The sequence below is a fragment of the Mycoplasma aquilae ATCC BAA-1896 genome (assembly GCF_048074525.1).
Lineage (GTDB): Bacteria > Bacillota_I > Bacilli_A > Mycoplasmatales > Metamycoplasmataceae > Mycoplasmopsis > Mycoplasmopsis aquilae.
Genome location: NZ_CP182208.1, coordinates 36,221 through 55,950, shown reverse-complemented (window position 1 = coordinate 55,950; position 19,730 = coordinate 36,221). Strand labels below are relative to the sequence as shown.

The following is a 19,730-nucleotide window of genomic DNA, read 5'->3' as shown; positions in this document are numbered from 1 at the left end:
AATTAATCTATAATTTCCAATTTTCTTAGTAATTCCAGAAATTCTTCTAGTTTAACAATTCTTTTTTGCAACTGTTGAGCTTTTATGTATTTTAAAGTTGTCGTCTGATCATCACAACTTATAAGCAATGTTGTAGATTTTAAAACTGAATTGTTTACTTTTCCACCATTAAGTTCAATTACTCGTTCTAGACTTTCCCTACTATACATTCCTTCACCGGTAATAGCGATATTAAAACCTTCAAGCAGATTGCTATGCAAAGCATTACTTTTTAGTTGCATTTTATTGTTTGAATATGGTTCAAAATTTCTTTTCGTTCTTGTTAAATTTCAGTTTCTTGCCTTGCTTTTTTCATTACACAATTTCTTATAAACTTTATCAGTACAAATCACATCAGCTAATGCTCTATGATTTTTTTCTGCTGAATACTCAATTGCATAATAATTACATAAGTCACCTAATGTGTTATGTGCTAAAGAAAGTTTTGTTCTAGCTAATAATAATGTATCAATAATTTCGTTTGAAATATTTCAATTTAATCTGCTATTTGAAAAATAATTTAAAAAACGATAATCAAATGATTTTATGTTGTGGCCTATTAAAGGCAAATCCTCAATGAATTCAAGAAATTGAGCAAGGACAATTTCAATAGGGTCTTCATTTCGCAACATTTCATTTGTAATATGCGTCTTTTTGACAATGAATGGAGGAATTACCCCTTGAATTTTGACTAATTTAGAAAATTGTTCAACTATTTTTCCATTTTTAACTTTTATAGCTGCAATTTCAGTTATTTCATCATTATAAGGCTGCAATCCTGTAGTTTCTATATCCAAAACTACATAATTATCTAGGTGTGTATTAGAATAATCCACCCATTCCTCCGCCAAAGCCACCAAAGCCTCCGGTTTTCTTAAAGTTTTGAGCAATTTGAGCCATTTTTTTGCTCATAGCATCAAAATCGTTTAGCAATTTATTGTATTCTTGCGCACTTCTACCACTCCCTTTAAGGATTCTTTCTTTACGAGAAGCTTGTTTAAGTAGTTTAGGATTCTTTCTTTCTTGCTTAGTCATAGAAGACATTAGAATTTGATATAACTGCATTTTTTCTTCGGCTTTATCTATTTCTGATTCATCAATTTTGCTTGCTAAATTACCTGGGAGCATTTTTAGTAATTTAGAAAATTTTCCCATTTGTTTCATTTGCTTAATTTGTTCCATTAAATCATCAAGTGTAAAATTACCTGAGAAAATTCTTTCAACCATATTTTTAGCTTTGTCTTCATCAATGTTTTCAGAGGCCTGTTCAATAAGTGTCATAACATCACCCATACCAAGAATTCTTTCAGCCATTCTATCTGGGTGGAAAAGATCTAAATTAGAAGTTTTTTCTCCTGTCCCAATAAATCTAATTGGAATGTTAAGAACTTGTCTTAAACTTAATGCAGCACCACCACGTGCATCAGAATCAAGTTTAGTAATAATAACACCTGTCAATTTAAGCTTATCATTAAAAGTGCTTGCTACATTTATGATATCTTGTCCAGATAATGCATCAGCTACAAAAAAGATTTCATCAGGGTGAGCAATCTTTTTAATGTTAACTAGTTCATTCATTAATTTTTCATCAATCGAAAGTCTTCCAGCAGTATCGATGATAATTAAATCATTTTTATTTTCATGTGCCTTTACTAGTGCATTTTCAACAATAGTTTCTGCAGGTATATTAACACCTTGTTCGTAGTAATCAACTTGGATTCCCTTTGCTAAAGTAACAAGTTGATCAACTGCTGCTGGACGATAAATATCTGCTGCCACAACCAATGGATTAGAAATATATTTTTTCTTTCTTAAGTAATAAGCTAATTTAGCAGTTGCTGTTGTTTTACCACTACCTTGTAAACCACACATCATTACGATATAAGGTTTTTTGTCAATTTTAATTTCTTTAGTTTCACTTCCCAAAACCTTTACAAGTTCATCTCTAAAGATTTTTATCATTGTTTGTGATGGATTAAGTCTCCCAATAATTTTTCCTTCTTCAAGTGCTTTTTCTTTAACATTATTTACAAATTCTTTTACAACCCGCAAGTTAACGTCAGCTTCTAGTAAAGCCATTTTAACTTCACGAGTAACTTCTAAAATATCAGCTTCATTTAAAGTTGTTTTCTTAGCCATTTTAGCTAAGCTTTTTTGTATTCTTTTTTCTAAAAAATCTAACATAAAATTATTATACAACACATAAGTAAATAGCTAATAAATTTCAAAAAACTTATATAATATCTTTTATGAAAGAAATAGAAGTAAAATATCCAGAAAGATTAGACAAATACGTTTCAAATAACAGCGATATATCACGTAATGATATTAAGCAATTAGTTGAACAACATTGTGTCTATGTTGATAACATTTTGGTTAATAAACCAAAATTTACTGTACGTGAAGGACAGATTATTAAAATTACAAAAGTAATTGATAAAGAAATTAAGATTGAACCTAAGGAAATGCCTTTGGAAATACTATACGATGATGATTACTTATGTGTTTTAAATAAGCCAAGTGGGCTTACAGTACACCCTGCTCCAGGTCATTATGATGACACCCTAGTAAATGGTTTATTACACCATTTTAAAAATAATTTATCAAATGAAAATGGATTACTTAGACCAGGAATTGTACACAGAATCGATAAAGATACTAGTGGACTACTAATTGTTGCTAAAACAAATGAGGCTCACAATTTATTAGCCGAAATGTTTGCTACTCATAGTATTAAACGTTCATATTTAGCGATTTGTGATGGGATTATCGAAAATACTAAACTTAAATTAGTTTTACCGATTGGTCGCTCAACTAAAGACAGATCAAAAATGGAAGTAACTAACCATAATTCGAAACCTGCTGTTACTTATGTAACATTACTTAAAGGTTTTTATTTAGATGGATTACCAAAATCTTTAGTTAAATGTGAACTTGAAACCGGAAGAACTCACCAAATTAGAGTTCATATGGCTCATATTAAGAATCCAGTATATGGAGATCCTGTATACAATAAAGCTATCGATGATAAAGGGCAAAGATTACATGCTTATAAATTAACCTTTATTCATCCAGTGACTAAAGAAGAAATGGTGTTTTTTGCTAAACCACCAAAAGAATTTGAAATTGCAGACTTCGATTTCGATCAATTCTTAAAAGCAGAAACTCAAGGAGGCAAAAATGAATAATCAAACTATTGAATTAGAAAAATATGAAACAGTAGAATCATTTTTTCAAGACTATAAAAATAAGTTTAATCAATGAATGTGAGTTTGACTAGCTTGAGTAGTTACTTGCTTTGCATTACTTGTTGCAGACTTTGTTATTACATTAGTCTTTCAAAAAGATTTTTTAAATGCTTATTACTTTAAGATGGGATCTTCAGCTGCAATTCAAGTCTCAAAAGAAAATCCAAACGTGATGTTAAATGTTTATATATATAGAGTTGCAAGTATTGTAGTATATATTTTAATCTTTGCTTATTTAATTTATTCAATAATTAGTTACAAGGTAACAGCAAATAAAAATCAATCATTTATTAGACAAAATATGTGATTAGGAATTCTTACATTTGTCGTTGCTATTTATGCAGTATTTAACTTAATTCAATATATGTATAATAATGCATTAAATCAATATGCACCATTTGCTATTGCAATATTTGCAATTGAACTAGTATCTTCAATCTTATATATCTTAATTTACTTTATACCAGCTGGTCAAGTTAGAAAACTTGTTAAATACAATGTATTCGTAGTTCAAAACATTCAATTCAAAATAATTCAAAAGAAATTCCAAGAAAGCCAAGCAAATGGAGGAAGTAGTCCATTTGATATCTTCAATATATTTAACAATATGGCTGCTGAATTTAACGCTAATGCACAAGATGCAAGCGAAGGAAATTCCGAAGAAGAAGACGAAATTGCTCGTCAATATCACGAAGCTAAACAAAAGGCTGCTAAAAAAGAACCTTATAATCCTGCTACTTCAATGGATGAAGAAAAAGATAAAGCAATGGAAAAATTATTATCAATGCCAAATCAACAATTGTTCGAAATGGCTGCTATCTTAAACATTTCTGGATATGAAGACATGTCTAAGGATGAACTAGCGTCTTTAATTTACAATTACACCAAACAAGCTCAAGAAAGATATGCGCAAACTCAAAAAGAAATTCATCAAGATAATAACGATAAGAAGTAATCATAGTATTGCTTCTTTTCCTGAGTTTCGGAGTTTTAAGGGTCAAAAAAACGAATAGTCCTATATTATGGGGCTATTCGTTTTTTCATACATTAAATTACTTGTACAAATTTTTTAAATATCGTTTCGATTGTTTCATAATCTGAAATATGGTCTGAGTTTTGAGTGTTTTTAATATAAATTTCTTCTTTAACTTCACCATTTACAACTTTCACTACCTTTTCAGCTGATTTTATCGCTGTGATAAGTCTATCATTAGAAAATTTATCAATAACTCCTGTGCTTGCAAGAACTGTATTGATCTTGTGAAGTAGAAATTTTATAATAACAAGAGATATGAAGCACAAAATTAAATGCGCATTAATGTGATCATCAGTTCATACATACATAGGTCTAACTTGAAGTGATGACTTCATTGTTCTAAAGTTTTCTTCTATTTGTCATTGTTTTGCATAAATATTCACCACTTCTTCTGGTGATAAGTCATGTCTTGAAGTTTCATAAATATAAAATCCATCTAATTGACTGTCTTGACTTAATTTTTGGCTATCTAATTCATAAAATGAACTTCCAATTTTCTTAAAGAATCTATATTTTTACCACTGGTTAGCTTGCTTGCTTCAACTAATCCATTTTTGTTTTTTAACTTGTTAAAGTTATCAATTAATATTTGTCTGTCTGCTTTATCTTTTGCTGCTCTTTTTTACTAAATGTAACAATTCTTCTTCTAACTATACCATTAGGTCTTTTTTATTAAAGAGTGAAACAACTTCTTGCTCTTTAAATTTGAATTCTTCATTTCCTTGATAATTACTTTCATCGAGCACGTATTCTTTAAAAGCTTTAGTTCCTGTTTTTAATCTATAAGAAATTACATAATCTATTCCTTTTGCTCTAGAAATCTAAGGTTTTTAGAAGTTGACATTCCTTTATCAGCAATAATGGTTACATTTTTAATTTCGTATGTTTTAAGCATTTCTAAAATAAATGGGATAAATGTGTTTGCGTCTGCTGTATTTCCTTTAAAGGTTTTAAAATGAATTGGAATTCCATTTCCATCTGTTGCCATTCCAACCACCACTTGGTCTTCTTTGAATTTTCCATCTTTTGAATATCCACTGTGTCTTAATCCTGAACGGGAAAAACTTTCAAAATACATTGTTGTTGAGTCATAGAAAACTAATTCAACTTTTCTTGTTGTGTTTTTCATTATTTTTTCATTAACTTTATTTAGAATTGCTTTTTATTTTGATTAACCAGATCTAGTAGTGTATAGTATCCATCTTTACTTGTTTCTGGAGCACCTTCATATTTATACTTATCTTTATGCATTAATATGTAACTTTTCGCATCAATGATTCTGCTAGCAATTGTGTATTTTAAAAGTTTTTCAAGGTCTTTATGTCTTGTTTTTGGCAGGGCATTAAAAATCTCAAATTTATCAATTACACTGTAAAGTGTATTAATACCATAATTCACATTGTATACCTCGGTTTGAGAAGAATTTAATGCAAACATTATGCTTTGCTTAATTTTTTCTTTTGAATCATCAATATTTAAAGTCTCACATACATTTTTAATTACATTTATCGGGTCCGAACATAATGTTTCGAGTTTTTCTAATCTTCCAATTCCAACTTGGTTACTATATCCTTTCCCATATCCATTTGATGTGGCAACTGAAATATATGTGTGATCTTTTCTTTTGTGTTTTATTAGTATGAACTTATCTGACATATTCATATTATAGCACTTTATACAAGTAATACAAGTAGAAAAATAATAAAATTTAGAAGAATTAAAAAAGTCCATATATCTTTGATATATGAACGTAAAACTTTTAAAATAATTGTTGTTTTTTCAGGCTCAAACTCCGAAACTCAGGAAGATAATAACGATAAGAAGTAATCATAGTATTGCTTCTTTTTTATTCAACATTGTATAATTAACTTATGAATTACAGCACACTAACAGACTTTAAATTAGCCACTATTACTATTAATAATCATCCTTTTTCTTATTACTGCTATGAAGTCAAAGATCGCTTAATATATAAATCTTTCATTAACAATGACAAGATATATATTATCTATAATCCCAGTATTCCTAAGTTACAAGATAAACTTCTCAAAACTCTTAAGTTCTATATCCCTAAATTAAAATATGAATTAAGCCCTAATTATGATACTTTTTATTTTATAGGCAAACAATATCAATATAAGTACAAAAGTATTGGTTTGATTTTACTTGTAGAAGTAAACAACCCTAGTAATGTGCTTGCTAGCATACCTTGCTCTCAAGGAAAAGAACAGGATTTTCAATACATTGTTAAATGTATTATTAAGCATCTAAATAAGTTGTTTTATGATTACATGCAAAATATAACAAATCATGTTACTCAAGCGTTTAAACGTGGCCCTATTGACATACAAATAGTTAATAACATTACTTCATATCATGGGCAATATACTTATAATAAAATCACTAATAATGAATTAATTAAATATAATTTGAAATCTTCAATTGCTGCTCCTAATTTCTTACTCTACATTGCTATTCACGAAGTTGCTCATTCCCTTAGTCATGGGAATGATAAACATAGTCAAAAATTTTGATCTGCTGTTTCTTTATTGTTACCAAACTATAAAGAATATAAAAACAAATATATTTTTGATTTTATATCAACTAAACATTAGTTTTTATGAAAGTCATATTAGTGATTTTTCTAATGAAGCAATAACTATCTTTTTTAAATTTCTGATTTTAAAACTTATACATACATATTTTTAATAGTAATGATTGATACATTTTTCGCCTGCTCATTTTTTATATTTTTTATTATTCTTCTGTCATAAACTACTTTAAAAATGCTTATTTTTGCACAAAAATTAACATAAAATGTAATAAATATAAGTGGGTTTGCTAAAAAAGTGACAAAAAATAAGACTTTTAATTTATATAATGTGGGCAATAAAAAATGTAGACGTTTTTTGTATAAACCTGCTATTTGCTAAAATATTGGTTTCATCTATATTTCTTATAGCAAAAGCTTAAGTCATAATCATAATTTGCACAAGTAATTTTATGTTCAGAAAATCAAATAAGCCTATTATGTAGGGGCTTATGGATTTTAGTATTGTGAAACTTTATAACCTTCCTAGTTTGTAAATTATCAAAAGATAAATCTTAAAATGCATTACTTATAAATGGTATTAAAATGATCTACATAATTTTATTAATAATTACAAATTAAAGAATGAGTTTTTTATACAATTCAATATACTGTTTTTTACAATTAATGATTTCTAAAAAAGCACCCCTGCACGAAAACAGAAATGCATGTATTAATAACCATCTTTAGATTTTTCTAGTATATAAATATTGTTAATATTATTTTTTTAACTTCTTTACCATAGGTATAAAGTATTTCTTGTAGTATTTTTTTCTGTTACATTCAAGATATTGAAATCAGGTTTTATCATCAATCATTTCAAGACTTAAATCATAATACTCTTGAATATTAGAAAATAATTTAGTTATTATCAGCTGTGGTGTTTTGAATGAAAAGGCAAAAAGCATTGTTAATCAAGTTAATAAAACAATAATCATCATGAAATCTGCTCGCTTGCGAATTATTAGAAGCACGAATGTTGTCAATAAGATAAGCAATAAATCATAAATTAAAAATGTTTGCCATAATGATATGATAAAAAATGCGTGTTTTATTTTTTTATTTAAGATTTCTTTTCTTTTAACAATATATTGATCTTTATATGACTTGATTAAGGTCCATTCTTTGCTTGGTTCTACTGGTTTATCTCTTAAATTTACTTTCGCTAGAATTTTTCCTTTTCACTCGCTTGGAAAAAACAAACTTCGCATATATTTTTTCATCACCATATGATAGATCCAAGTATCTTTATAAGAACTGCCTTCATTTCAGTCTTTTTTCTGATTTAAATCAAATTTTAAATATTTTTTACCAGTACGTTTTATATCTTTTATTCAGAAAATGAATCTTTTTCATATAAAAGGGTTTAACCATATCAATAGTATAAAATACTTAGTCATTATCATAAATGCTAATGATATTCCGACATGCAAAAAGAATAAGCCAAATATTTTATTCAATTTTATTATTGAATTTTTATATAAGCTTACATTCTTTTTTAAATTTATTTCTTTTCGTTGATTTTTATGCAAGCTACATATATCATGTTTTTGGTTTTTATATCATTTCATATTTTTACTCCAAAACTGAAAATTTGAACAAGAGTATCAAACATTGCGATAAGTAAGTTAACAATACTTAGCCAACATCTATGAATATCAAGGTTTTTTTATAGCCAGTTTCTTTTTCTAAAAGATGAACATTTTTATAAATTTTGGATATATATTACATAATAACGCATCTTTTACACTTGTTCCTAGAATGGTTCTTAATTTATTATATTCATCTTCTCAGAGGACACACTTAAATACTGCTCCTCTTCTTTTTTTCTTTCAATATCATTATGGGGGTGATTTTGTCTTTGTTTAAATCGGTGTATTGTGTATTTATATCTGTATTAAGCAGAACAACATTTGTTACAGTAACTAATGCAAACAATAAATTAATTTTATTTACCTTCTCATAACATCATTAATATATAAGAAAAAGTTTATATTATTTTTTAATTTTAAATTATTTTTAATATTAATAAAAATTAAAAAATATGATTTTCCATTAAAAGTCTAATTTTGTTTGTAAAACCAATGTTGTTTAAATTTTAAAGTTTTTTTCATAATTACTATCTTATATAATTTTAAATTCGCACAATTTTTGCGGGTTTTTTGCTACTTTTGTTTAAATCTCCTTAAAAATGCTTGTTTTTATCCAAAAATTGATAAAAAATAGCCTAAAACCATCAATTTCTCAGAAAAAAGTTGCAAAAAATAAAATTTTAATTTATATTATAAAATAATAAATAAACTAAAAGCAAACACACCAGAATGTTTACTATAGCTGATGATTTTTTTAATTCAATGATTTAATAGGTGTTTTATGGACTCCAAATTATTAAATATCCGAGTTAGTATCTATAATCTTGTACAAGTAATTTATCAATTTAAAATACAAAGAGTTCTATATTACAGAACTATTCGTTTTTCATAACCGCTAAACTTCTAAACTAAATATTATTTAAAAGCAAATTTATCAATAATAAATGATATAAATTATTTTATGATTTTCATATGTTTTCAATTATAGAGTACTATCAGAATAAAATTTCATTACAAAAGTGATCTTTCCCACCAGTAGCATAACGTTAAATTATAATTGCCTTTCCAAGTTAAAGATGGCTAAAATACTTTTAGTCCTATAAATTAGGAATTTTCATTTCATGCGCACATAAAATTACATAGAAAAATTCTATGTAGACCTTTCCTGGCAGTAGCATAGTAGTTTTTTACATTTATTTAACAGCCATTCATTGTTTTGTTATAAATAATTAAAAATAGTCCATGATAAATGGACTATAAAATTATATTTTTTTATTATTGATAATAGTTTTCTTTAGAATCTGGCTTAGATGGTATAAGTGATTCTATTTGTCATTTTAACATATTAAATGGATATTTGCTTCCGCATAAGTTAAATAGCATTTTAAAATAAAAGTTCTTAAAGTCTTCACCATTCATTCCATTTCATTTTACTGGCAAGTAAATACTTATTTTGGTTGAATAGATTGTTCACAATAGACCTAAGACAAATGTTGACAAATAAAGGTAAAATATTGTTATATTGAGACTGGCAACATAGATCATTAATCCAAGTATTACAATTGGTATTATAACTGTAAAAATAGGAATTATAGCAATTATTAACTTCACTAAATTACACTTTGCTTTAGATGATTTTACTCATCTTACATTATTAGCTTCATCAGTATTTAAGATATAAAAGTACCTGTAAATAAATGAAATCATTTTACTTTTGCCTTCAGGAAATCTATTTTTTAGATTTCTAGTACTCTTCTTGAATCGAATCATGAAGTTAAATGAGCTATATGTAAAATAGTAAATTACCGTAATTGATAGTGGGATAAATCAAATAGCTAGTAAGCTAACTAAAGCAATATTAAATGCATTTTGATTTGTGTCAGTTTGAAATACAAGTCATGAAGCATATCCAAAACATACACCTCAAATAGCAGCAACCAAGATAATGCTTAGTATAAAGAATGTTCACCAAAGCGTTAATATAGTTTTCTTTTGTTCTTTTGGTTTCATTAGTATCCACCTCAATATGAATTAGTAATTTCATTGTTTAAACTTGATAATTTCATAATTTCTTCACGTTCTAAGTTCTCTTCTCTATTAAAAACATGTATTATACTGTCAATATTTTCTAAGAGATTCTCATCAAAAAAACCATTATTTGTATATTTATCTTTAATAAATGTTTTTAAATTATTAAAACCACTAAGAATATCCCTAATAGCATCAAGTATCTTAGTTTTTTTATTAATATCTGTTGATGAGTCAAATTCTCTTTTATAAATGTTATATTTAGATATTGATAATGATATTTTAATATTAATATCACTAAATTTATCAATATTTCTTATTAATGGCAAATACACTTCTTTATAAAGTTGCTCAACCTTATTATTTTTATACAAATCCATTATAAATAAATATCATCCAAGTCATGAAGACAATGCTGATGATGCTATTGATCCAGAAGCAACAATTATTGGTGAAAGTGTGATTTCATTTATGAAAATATCTTCAGCAACGTCTTTTGGACTGCTGTTATAATTTCCAAGAACATTATCACTAGTACTTTTGAGTTTTACCTCATAAATTTTCAGTACATTATTCATTGCGTTTAAGAATTCTCTCAAGCTTAACTTTTCATCCTTAGATAATGTTCTGTTTGTCATCTTAACGAAACCAGGAAATTGATTCAAAAATTTATTTTTATTACTTTTTGACACCCCAAAAAATGATTCAAATGCATCATCTTCCATCTTAATAATATAATTCATAATAGCATTATATAAATTATTAGTTTCAACAGTTTTTTCTGTTTCAATATTATACACAACCATTTATGCTCCTAATAACTTGAATATTTCGTATTAATAAGATGACCTATTAAAGCATATAATCATTTTGATTCATTATCTATGCGTTTTTTAAATTCATTAATCAATGATACTGCATCATCAAAATATTTAGTATTGTTGCCAATCTCATTTTTTAAAAAATTAAGTTCTTTCACTATACCATCTAATGATTCTTTCATTTTTCACAAGTGATCAAACATACATGTTGCAGCCCAGATTCTATCCCATACATCAGAGTCAGGATCTATGTTATATTGTGCTCATGCATTATTGAATTCTGCAAGCTTTATTGACATTCTACTAATGCTATCACGAATTTTAATTGCCTTTTGAGCTTTTTTGTCCCTTTCACTAGTTAATGCAGCAGATGATGCTGTGGTAGATATTGTACCTACTATTGGCACAATAATGTTCACTATTGGAATTCAAGATAGGAATGCACTAGCTGTTACAGTGCTAGCAGTACCAACAGATGCAGCGAGAGCAATTTTTTTGTTCAATTCCTCTTTTTCTTTTTCTAGATTTTTTCCTTCTTTTTCTCCTAGAACCTTTAAGAATTCATAAATGGCATGCAATTTATTATATGCATCAACATCATCTGATGAAAATGTTCTTTCATTTCCTCTTATTCTGTTTCCATCGAGTAACTCTTCTATTTTCTTATATAATTTTGAATTCTTAAAGATATCAACATTTAATGTTGAATCTAATGTATCATATATGTATAACCAATTACTAATTTGTAGATTATCCATTTCAGATAAAATAGCAACTGTTCTATCTATATAGTTCTTTTCATTAATGATATCTGATAATTCTTTTAACTGCTCAGAGCTCAATCTTTGAATTTCTTTTTTTTCTATTTGTTCATTTATTTCATAATTAACTATCATAATAGTCTCCTTTTTTATTTTATTTCACTTTAATTATAACTTTAGATAATTAAACATATTTGAAAATAATTTATTTTGTGGAAATTTCCACATTTTTTCGGAATTTGTGAAAATTTTCACAAAATAGATTTTGATTTAAATAATTGTAGAATAAGCTCTATTTTGTCACCCCTAGACAGGCAAAATAAGCTCTATTTTTGCCATCACTACAGCTATATGATAATTATTTAATATAAATACCATATTTTATATTAGAAGACAATGCTTTTAGCCTACAGAAAAGTTATTTCATTGTCTTTTTTCTTTAATAAATACAGCATAATTAACTATCCTACATCTGTCAACACTTTTCTATATAATTCAACATCCACTCTTCATTTTTTTCTGTTTGCACCTATTTATTAAAAAATATTTTATATTTAGTACTCTTTTTAATCTTAAATTGTAATAATTTTTAAAGTCTGCTGGATGTTCTTTAAGATCGGAAAGAGTTTTTCTTATTTTATAATCTGTTAGTCCATTTATTTTATTTATGTCTATTTTGAAATTCATATAAGAATTTTAGACATCGACCATTATTTCTAAAGGGGGGTACAAAATAAATCTTATTTCACATGAAAATTTTCACAAAATAGATTTTGATTTAAATATAAAAATTAAAAAGATGACATTCCACTAAAGGTAAAGTGGAGCTGTCATCTTTTTTGGTTCCTGTTGTAAAATTAGTGTACAAAAAACAAAAGAAAGGAACCAATTTAATTATATGATAACTGCAACTAAAATGCACAAGAAAAATATAATTTGTGTTGAAACAGAAATAAGAATAGACAATTTTGATAACACAAAAAACAAATTACAAAATGCGAACATTTTATTTTGAGACCTTACAAGGATAAAACATTAAAGACTAAACTTGACAATGAACTTAACAAAGCTAGAAAGCAAAACACTAATTATTTCCAATTAAGTAACTTATCTTGTTTGTTTGATAACTTACAGAGATACAATAGCTTAATTGAAATCTCTAAAGTGATGAATATAAATATTAAAACAATCAAAAGTAACATCGAAAACGCTGCTGAAGAATACAAATATACAACAACAGCAAAATGTAAGAGATGTAAATCAAAGATGATGACTGTTACATATTTATCGCTAGAAGAATGAACTTATACAAAAATTGCATTAGCTCAGAATATTTATGAGTCAAATGTAATGAAAAGTTGTGAAAGATTAAAACCAATACAAGACTTTTTGATTGAGTGAAGTAATTTAAGAAAGAAATACAAAAAATTAAGAAAAGAAAATCCTGATATGGATCTTGGTGAAAATATTAAATATACCATGCAAGTATCAGCAGCTCGTTTATTAGATGAATATACCAAGAAATATAAAGGTCAAAATGTGTTTATCCCTACACTAAAGACATTTTATAATGCAATAGACACTAAATTAGATATCGACTTCAGTATGTTTGTGGGTAAAAAGGAATGAGCAATTCATCATTTGACAAATCTCAAAAGAAGAAAAAACGAAAATACACAAAGTCAAAAATTCAAGGCGCAACTTCTATTCATAATAGAGATGAAAGCATAAACAACCGCGAAGAAGCTGGACATTACGAAATGGATACAGTTGTGTTTAATAAGTCTAGCAAACTTATTTTAGTAACTGTTTATGAAAGAAAATCAAGATTAGGATATGCGATGCTTTCAAAAAGAGATGCTCAATCAGTTGTTAAAACTGTCCAAAAAATCATTAAACTTTATGGTCTTACAATTAAGACATTAACAATAGATAATGGCTCTGAAAACACATTATTGCACACAATTCCAGGAATAGGAAAAATCTATACTTGTGACCCTTATTCTTCGTATCAAAAAGGTGGAATTGAATGTTGACACAAAGAATTACGAAAGTTTATTCCAAAAGGAAAATATTATTCCTGAATAAATGATCAAAACATAATGAACATTTGCCATATTATCAATAGCTCAAAAGAGAATATAAAATTCCGGGTAGTTTATACACTGTGCGCATGAGTGCATATGAATTTTATTCAACATATTGTTAAAAAATAGCAAACTTTTAAAATAACCTCATCAAATTTTTATGGGTGAGGTGCCTTTTCTACTGCTTTTTTTATAAAAAACCTTTAAAATTAAAACAACATTGGTTTTACAATCAAAATTAGACCTTTAGTGGAAAATCATATTTTTAATTTATATTTGATTTAAATAATTGAACTAAGATATAATATAAATATGAAAATAGATATTATTTATTCAGAATTCTTTAATAAAAATTGAAATCCCAAATATATTATTCAAGGGAGTCTTTCATTATATTTACATAATATTATAGAACGTATACCAAGAGATATTGATATTTTGCTTGACTTCGATAATGAAGCAACTTTATTCGATCGAAATGCATATTGAAATGAAATTAAAAAACAATTTACTATTATTGATAAAAACGTCGAAAATGAGTTTTTTAACTCCCTTACTTTAAATGACAACAAAGAAAATATTGAATTAGAATGTATGATATTTAAGAAAATACCTGAAAAAATGATAGTAAAAATTGACACAGGTCAAAAAACTATTTCTCCTTTATATATGATTGGATTTAAATTTTGCCAGTTGTGTACAAATGCTATTAAAACTAAAAACAACTATTTAATATCAAAAATACAAAACTGTATTTTTGATATAGATATGCTTTTGAATAGATATGATTATCTTTCTGTATCGGAAATAATAAATATTTTTAAAGAATGTATATTAATTAATCTTCCTTATGAACTTCTAGCATATACAAAATCACCGTATAATTTTATTTGCGCTCTAGATATCATTAATTTATTTGATACTTTTAATATAAGTTTTGAAAATAATCGTCGTGCTTTTTATATCCTAACTAGAATTTCTGAATCAAGCCAATATATAGACTTTATCGCATCCTTAAATAACATTTATAACAAAAAAATGGAATTAATATTGATGGTTGAATTATTCGCATATAAAAATAATTTAAATTATAAAGATGTGGATAACTTCGGACAGTATTTTAGAATAAAAGACAATTATATGACGATGCGATGTGCAATTTATTTATATAATACATTTATTAATAATAAATTTTCTACTACACTTAATTCATTTATTGATGATAACACATATACAATTAATAATTATCTTTACATAAATATACTTAACATATTAGTTTCATTTTTTGGCAATGACTTAAATTTTAGCTACACGCCCTGCTAAAAATAAATAATATTTCATTAAACAACAAAAATTATAAAATAAGTACAAAATGATTATTTTTTAAGCCACAATATTATCGCATTTTAATTATCATCAAACCTATCAACAGTGGCTTTTTAGAAAAAGACACAGTCTCTATTATCAGAAATAGCATATTGATATATGCTTTTTTATTCATCTTTATAAAAGATAGTAGACAATTATTGAGTTAAAGTTAATTTTTTGATGTGTGCATTGCCTCCATAATAAATGACATTTGTTTTATTAGTTTGAGTCATTTATATGCTTTCAAGATTACAGAAATATTGAATCATTGTTACAACAAGATAAAAACTGTTTTTCCTTTATTATATTTTTAATGCTTAATAAGAGTTTTTTTTCTATTGTTTTGCAAAAGAATTTTCTAAGTTTCATAGGCAAATTCCGATTTTCAACACTTCTTAATATTTTTACCAGTAAAAGAAATAAAAAAATACCAGAGTATAAACTCTGATATTTAATAATTAGTTGTCTAAAGACAATTATTTGTTAAGACCTTCTCATTTTCAGTATCTAACTTCGTCAATGTCAATTCCAACTTCTTTAATGTATCTGTTGTGGTATGCAATTTTTTCATCCATTAATGCAACGAAATCTTTTGCTTTATCACCGTAAACTGCGTTAGCAGCTGTAATAGACATGTGGAATCTGTCCATTTCTGACATTAAACGAATGTCGAATGATGTTGTAATATCACCATTTTCTCTGTATCCGTGTACGAATAAGTTGTGGTTCTTACGTGAGAAGAAGATGTCACGAATTAATCCTTCGAATCCGTGGAATGCGAATAGAACTGGTTTGTCTTCTGTGAAGATTGCGTTGAATTCTTCATCGCTTAATCCACGTGGGTCAATACTTGGGTGACGTAATCTTAATAAGTCAACAACGTTAACGAATCTGATTTTTGGTTCAGGGAAGTATTTGTTTAAGATTGAGATTGTAGCTAAAGCTTCTAAGTTTGGTTCTGTACCTGATGCAACTACTACTAAGTCTGGTTCTTCGCCTTCTTTAGTTGTTGAAGCTCAGTCAATAACTTTAAGTCCTTTGTCTACTAATTCTTGTGCTTCATCCATGTTAAAGAATTGATCTCTTGGTTGTTTTGAAGCAACAATAAGGTTAATAACGTCTCTTTCAGCAAAAGCTTTATCTAAAACAGCAAGTAATGAGTTTGTGTCAGCTGGTAAGTATTCACGAATTAATTCTGGTTTCTTGTCAGCTAAGTGTCCTAAAATACCTGGATCTTGGTGTGTGTATCCGTTGTGGTCTTGTTGGAATGCTGTAGATGTAGCAATAACGTTAAGAGATGGATAGTCTTTTCTTCATGAAATTTTACGTGCTTTAGCAACTCATTTCATGTGTTGTGTTAACATTGAGTCAACAACTCTTAAGAATGATTCGTATGATGCAAAGAATCCGTGACGTCCTGTAAGAACGTATCCTTCTAAGAATCCTTCTGCTTGGTGTTCTGAAAGTTGTGAGTCAATAACTCTTCCAACTGGTCCAACAGCTTCATCTAATTCAGCATCAACTCTTTCAAGTCATTGTCTGTTTGTTAATTTAAGTACTGCATATAATCTATTTGATTTTGTTTCATCTGGTCCAAATACTCTAAAGTTATCTGGGTTTCTCTTGATTACTTCAGCAAATCAGTTACCTGCATTAACCATATCTTGGTCTTTTATTTCACCTGGTTTGTTAATTTCTAATCCGAATTCTCTTCAGTTAGGTAAGTTAAGAGCTCTTGGGTTTACACCACCATTTGTAATTGGTTGCATAGCCATTCTCTTGTCACCTTTAGGAGCGATTTCAGCATATTCTTCTTTGAATTTTCCATTTTCGTCAAATAATTCTTCTGGACGATATGAAGCTAATCAAGCTTGTAATTCATCTAATAATTTAGGATTTTCAGATGTTACAGGAAGTGGAACTTGGTGAGATCTAAAGCTTCCTTCGAATGTTTCACCGTTAATTTGGTGTGGACATGTTCATCCTTTTGGTGTACGAACAACAAGTGCAGGTCAGATTGGTCTTGTAGCAACTTCTGCTGGTAATTTTCTAGCTTCTGCTTGAATTTCTAAAATTCTTTCAACAGCCTTGTCGAAAGCTTCAGCCATAAGTTGGTGAACACCTTCTTGGTCAAATACGTTAGCTTCCACAAAGATAGCTTCTCATCCATATCCTCTTAACATTGAAGAAATTTCTTCATCTGTTTTACGAGACATAATTGTTGGGTTTGAAATTTTTCCACCATTAATGTGAATGATAGGTAATACAGCACCATCATTTACTGGGTTAATGAATGATGTTGAGAATCATCCAGCAGCAAGTGGCCCTGTTTCAGCTTCACCATCACCGATAACAGCAGCAGCAATAATGTTAGGGTTATCTAAAATAGCTCCTGTTGCATGTGAAAGTGAGTAACCTAATTCTCCCCCTTCGTGAATTGATCCAGGTGTTTCAGGAGCAGCGTGTGATGCTGTTCCACCAGGGAATGAGAATCTCTTACACATTTTCTTAATTCCAGCTTCATCTTGTGTGATTTCTGGGAATAATTCTGTGTAACTTCCATCTAAGTATGAGTTTGAAATCATAACTTGTCCACCGTGTCCTGGTCCTTCAATGTAGAACATATCTACACCGTATTTGTTAATTACCCGGTTTAAGTGTGCGTAAATTAAGTTTTGTCCTGGGATTGTTCCTCAGTGACCGATTGGGTACATTTTAACGTCTTCAGCTTTTAAACCACCTTTCATAAGAGGGTTATTTCTTAAGTAGATTTGAGCTACTGAAAGAAAGTTAGCTGCACGCCATCAAGCATGTACTTTATCTAAATATTGTTTTTCATCAAATAAAGTCTTTTTCATAAATATTCCTTTTAAATTTTTGATATTTAACACATTAAGTTTAATGTCCAAAAAATTCCAACTCAATATGTATCCATATTTTACATTTTTTTCCCATTTTATCCATATAAAAATATTTTGCTTTTTCTTACTCAAATTTTGGACTTATATATAACTTTTTTTATTTATTTTTTGGCTGATTTTATCTAAACAATTCACTTAAAAGGTCTTTCTATTAGTGCTAAGTGTATAAATGTGAATAATAAAAAAATATTTTATTTCGATGCAAAAATCTAAAAATCTGTTATTTTATTTATATTAAAGTTTAAAAAATATTCAAACTATAATAAATAAAATTTTGAATAAGGAGACAAAATGAAGAAACCAGAAATTATTTTTATTGACTTAGATGGTACAACACTTGATACTCAAGAAATTAAATTTTGACAAAGAACTGCAACACCATATACAAAACAAGTTTTAACCGAACTAAATAAAACAATTCCTGTTGTTGTTTCAACTGGTAGAGGTGTATCACCAAAGACAAGTAACCTTGTTAAAGAAATTACTGGGGTAGATACTTATATTGCTTGAAATGGTGCAAAAACTGTTGAAAATGGTGTAATTGTTAATGAAGAAATCATGTCAAAAGAAATTGCACAACAACTTTTTGATGAACTTTCAAAAAACTTTTGTTTCGTAGTTTATAACTCAAACGCTAGAGAACAAGCATATGTAAAAAACAGAGTATTTAGATGATTCATGGGTGGTTTTGGTAAAAAAACTGCTCACTCATATAAAGAATACAATAATGACTTTCCTGTTTACAAAGCACTTGTTTGATCATTATCAGGTAGAAAAATTAGAAAACTTGCTTTAAAATGACAAAAGCAATTTGAAGGTAAATTAGAAGTTTCTCTTTCAGGTTCTAAAAATAATATTTTAGAAATCACAAAAGCAAACTGTTCAAAAGGTGATGAAGAAGTTCGTTACTGTTTATCAAAAGGAATTAATCCAGCTAATGCTATGCACATTGGTGACTCTATGAATGATGCTTCTACTAAGAACCGTATCGGTACATTAGTTGCTATGCAAAATTCAGTTGATGAATTAAAAGAAATTGCCGATGTAGTTACAAAATTTAGATGTGATGAAAGTGGTTTAGCTAAATTCCTAGAACAATTTTTACCAGAAAAAAATTAAAGTTAGGCTAGCTAACTTTTTTTGTAAAAAGTTTATTTTTGAAATAAAAAAATAATAAAAATTAACTTTTTAAATTTTAAGAGGTTGATATTGTTTTTTAAAGTGGTACAATATATACGG

Annotated in this window: 17 protein-coding genes; 7 read left to right on the top strand and 10 right to left on the bottom strand. The window is 27.6% G+C overall.

Features of this window, described 5'->3' with window-relative positions; genetic code table 4:
• Positions 1-2: 2 nt before the first annotated feature.
• Together ACM0IS_RS00240 and ffh are read right to left on the bottom strand one after the other, a co-directional pair.
• Positions 3-875 (bottom strand): exonuclease domain-containing protein, encoded by an 873-nt coding sequence (locus ACM0IS_RS00240; RefSeq protein ID WP_416756270.1) that lies wholly within the window; start codon positions 873-875, stop codon positions 3-5.
• Positions 862-2,223 (bottom strand): signal recognition particle protein, encoded by a 1,362-nt coding sequence (gene ffh, locus ACM0IS_RS00235; RefSeq protein WP_416756269.1) that lies wholly within the window; start codon positions 2,221-2,223, stop codon positions 862-864. The genes ACM0IS_RS00240 and ffh overlap by 14 nt, the downstream gene beginning before the upstream one ends.
• Positions 2,224-2,288: 65 nt before the next feature.
• Here ffh and ACM0IS_RS00230 point away from each other — a divergent pair, with 65 nt between their 5' ends.
• Both ACM0IS_RS00230 and ACM0IS_RS00225 read left to right on the top strand, forming a co-directional pair.
• Positions 2,289-3,227, top strand: a complete 939-nt coding sequence (locus ACM0IS_RS00230; protein ID WP_416756268.1) for an RluA family pseudouridine synthase — start codon at positions 2,289-2,291, stop codon at positions 3,225-3,227.
• On the top strand, positions 3,220-4,242 hold the full coding sequence (locus tag ACM0IS_RS00225) for a hypothetical protein (RefSeq protein WP_416756267.1): 1,023 nt from the start codon (positions 3,220-3,222) through the stop codon (positions 4,240-4,242). The genes ACM0IS_RS00230 and ACM0IS_RS00225 overlap by 8 nt, the downstream gene beginning before the upstream one ends.
• A gap of 92 nt (positions 4,243-4,334) precedes the next feature.
• Here the strand turns inward: ACM0IS_RS00225 and ACM0IS_RS00220 are convergent, their stop codons facing one another.
• The 3 genes from ACM0IS_RS00220 to ACM0IS_RS00210 all read right to left on the bottom strand — a co-directional run bounded on the left by ACM0IS_RS00220 (position 4,335) and on the right by ACM0IS_RS00210 (position 5,979).
• Positions 4,335-4,706 carry a transposase gene (locus tag ACM0IS_RS00220; protein WP_416756265.1) on the bottom strand — a complete coding sequence of 124 codons (372 nt, stop codon included), beginning with the start codon at positions 4,704-4,706 and terminating at the stop codon, positions 4,335-4,337.
• A 416-nt stretch (positions 4,707-5,122) separates the two neighbouring features.
• Positions 5,123-5,452, bottom strand: coding sequence for a transposase (locus ACM0IS_RS00215; RefSeq protein WP_416756263.1), 330 nt, complete (start codon positions 5,450-5,452; stop codon positions 5,123-5,125).
• 20 nt (positions 5,453-5,472) lie between these two features.
• Positions 5,473-5,979 carry a hypothetical protein gene (locus ACM0IS_RS00210; RefSeq protein WP_416756262.1) on the bottom strand — a complete coding sequence of 169 codons (507 nt, stop codon included), beginning with the start codon at positions 5,977-5,979 and terminating at the stop codon, positions 5,473-5,475.
• Positions 5,980-6,194: 215 nt separating this feature from the next.
• On the opposite strand from ACM0IS_RS00210, the gene ACM0IS_RS00205 reads away from it, so the two are divergent.
• The gene (locus ACM0IS_RS00205) at positions 6,195-6,938 is read left to right on the top strand and encodes a M48 family metallopeptidase (protein WP_416756261.1); all 744 of its coding nucleotides are present in this window, start codon (positions 6,195-6,197) and stop codon (positions 6,936-6,938) included.
• A gap of 694 nt (positions 6,939-7,632) precedes the next feature.
• Here ACM0IS_RS00205 and ACM0IS_RS00200 read toward each other — a convergent pair.
• The 4 genes from ACM0IS_RS00200 to ACM0IS_RS00185 all read right to left on the bottom strand — a co-directional run bounded on the left by ACM0IS_RS00200 (position 7,633) and on the right by ACM0IS_RS00185 (position 12,250).
• Positions 7,633-8,136: a hypothetical protein gene (locus tag ACM0IS_RS00200; protein ID WP_416756259.1), complete on the bottom strand. Its 504-nt coding sequence runs from the start codon at positions 8,134-8,136 to the stop codon at positions 7,633-7,635.
• 1,644 nt (positions 8,137-9,780) lie between these two features.
• Positions 9,781-10,515, bottom strand: a complete 735-nt coding sequence (locus ACM0IS_RS00195) for a hypothetical protein (protein WP_416756258.1) — start codon at positions 10,513-10,515, stop codon at positions 9,781-9,783.
• Positions 10,515-11,339, bottom strand: a complete 825-nt coding sequence (locus ACM0IS_RS00190; RefSeq protein ID WP_416756257.1) for a hypothetical protein — start codon at positions 11,337-11,339, stop codon at positions 10,515-10,517. The genes ACM0IS_RS00195 and ACM0IS_RS00190 overlap by 1 nt, the downstream gene beginning before the upstream one ends.
• 8 nt (positions 11,340-11,347) lie before the next feature.
• A complete protein-coding gene (locus tag ACM0IS_RS00185) occupies positions 11,348-12,250 on the bottom strand; it encodes a hypothetical protein (protein ID WP_416756256.1) in 903 nt (300 codons plus the stop codon).
• An 876-nt stretch (positions 12,251-13,126) separates the two neighbouring features.
• Here ACM0IS_RS00185 and ACM0IS_RS00180 point away from each other — a divergent pair.
• The 3 genes from ACM0IS_RS00180 to ACM0IS_RS00170 all read left to right on the top strand — a co-directional run bounded on the left by ACM0IS_RS00180 (position 13,127) and on the right by ACM0IS_RS00170 (position 15,525).
• Positions 13,127-13,846, top strand: coding sequence for a hypothetical protein (locus tag ACM0IS_RS00180; RefSeq protein ID WP_416756102.1), 720 nt, complete (start codon positions 13,127-13,129; stop codon positions 13,844-13,846).
• Positions 13,741-14,331 (top strand): IS30 family transposase, encoded by a 591-nt coding sequence (locus ACM0IS_RS00175; protein ID WP_416755906.1) that lies wholly within the window; start codon positions 13,741-13,743, stop codon positions 14,329-14,331. Before ACM0IS_RS00180 ends, ACM0IS_RS00175 begins: the two co-directional genes overlap by 106 nt.
• A gap of 183 nt (positions 14,332-14,514) precedes the next feature.
• Positions 14,515-15,525, top strand: a complete 1,011-nt coding sequence (locus ACM0IS_RS00170; protein WP_416756254.1) for a hypothetical protein — start codon at positions 14,515-14,517, stop codon at positions 15,523-15,525.
• Positions 15,526-16,046: 521 nt separating this feature from the next.
• Here ACM0IS_RS00170 and ACM0IS_RS00165 read toward each other — a convergent pair.
• Positions 16,047-18,428, bottom strand: coding sequence for a phosphoketolase (locus ACM0IS_RS00165; RefSeq protein WP_416756252.1), 2,382 nt, complete (start codon positions 18,426-18,428; stop codon positions 16,047-16,049).
• 354 nt (positions 18,429-18,782) lie between these two features.
• Here ACM0IS_RS00165 and ACM0IS_RS00160 point away from each other — a divergent pair, with 354 nt between their 5' ends.
• Positions 18,783-19,610, top strand: coding sequence for an HAD hydrolase family protein (locus tag ACM0IS_RS00160; RefSeq protein WP_416756251.1), 828 nt, complete (start codon positions 18,783-18,785; stop codon positions 19,608-19,610).
• Positions 19,611-19,730: the final 120 nt, after the last annotated feature.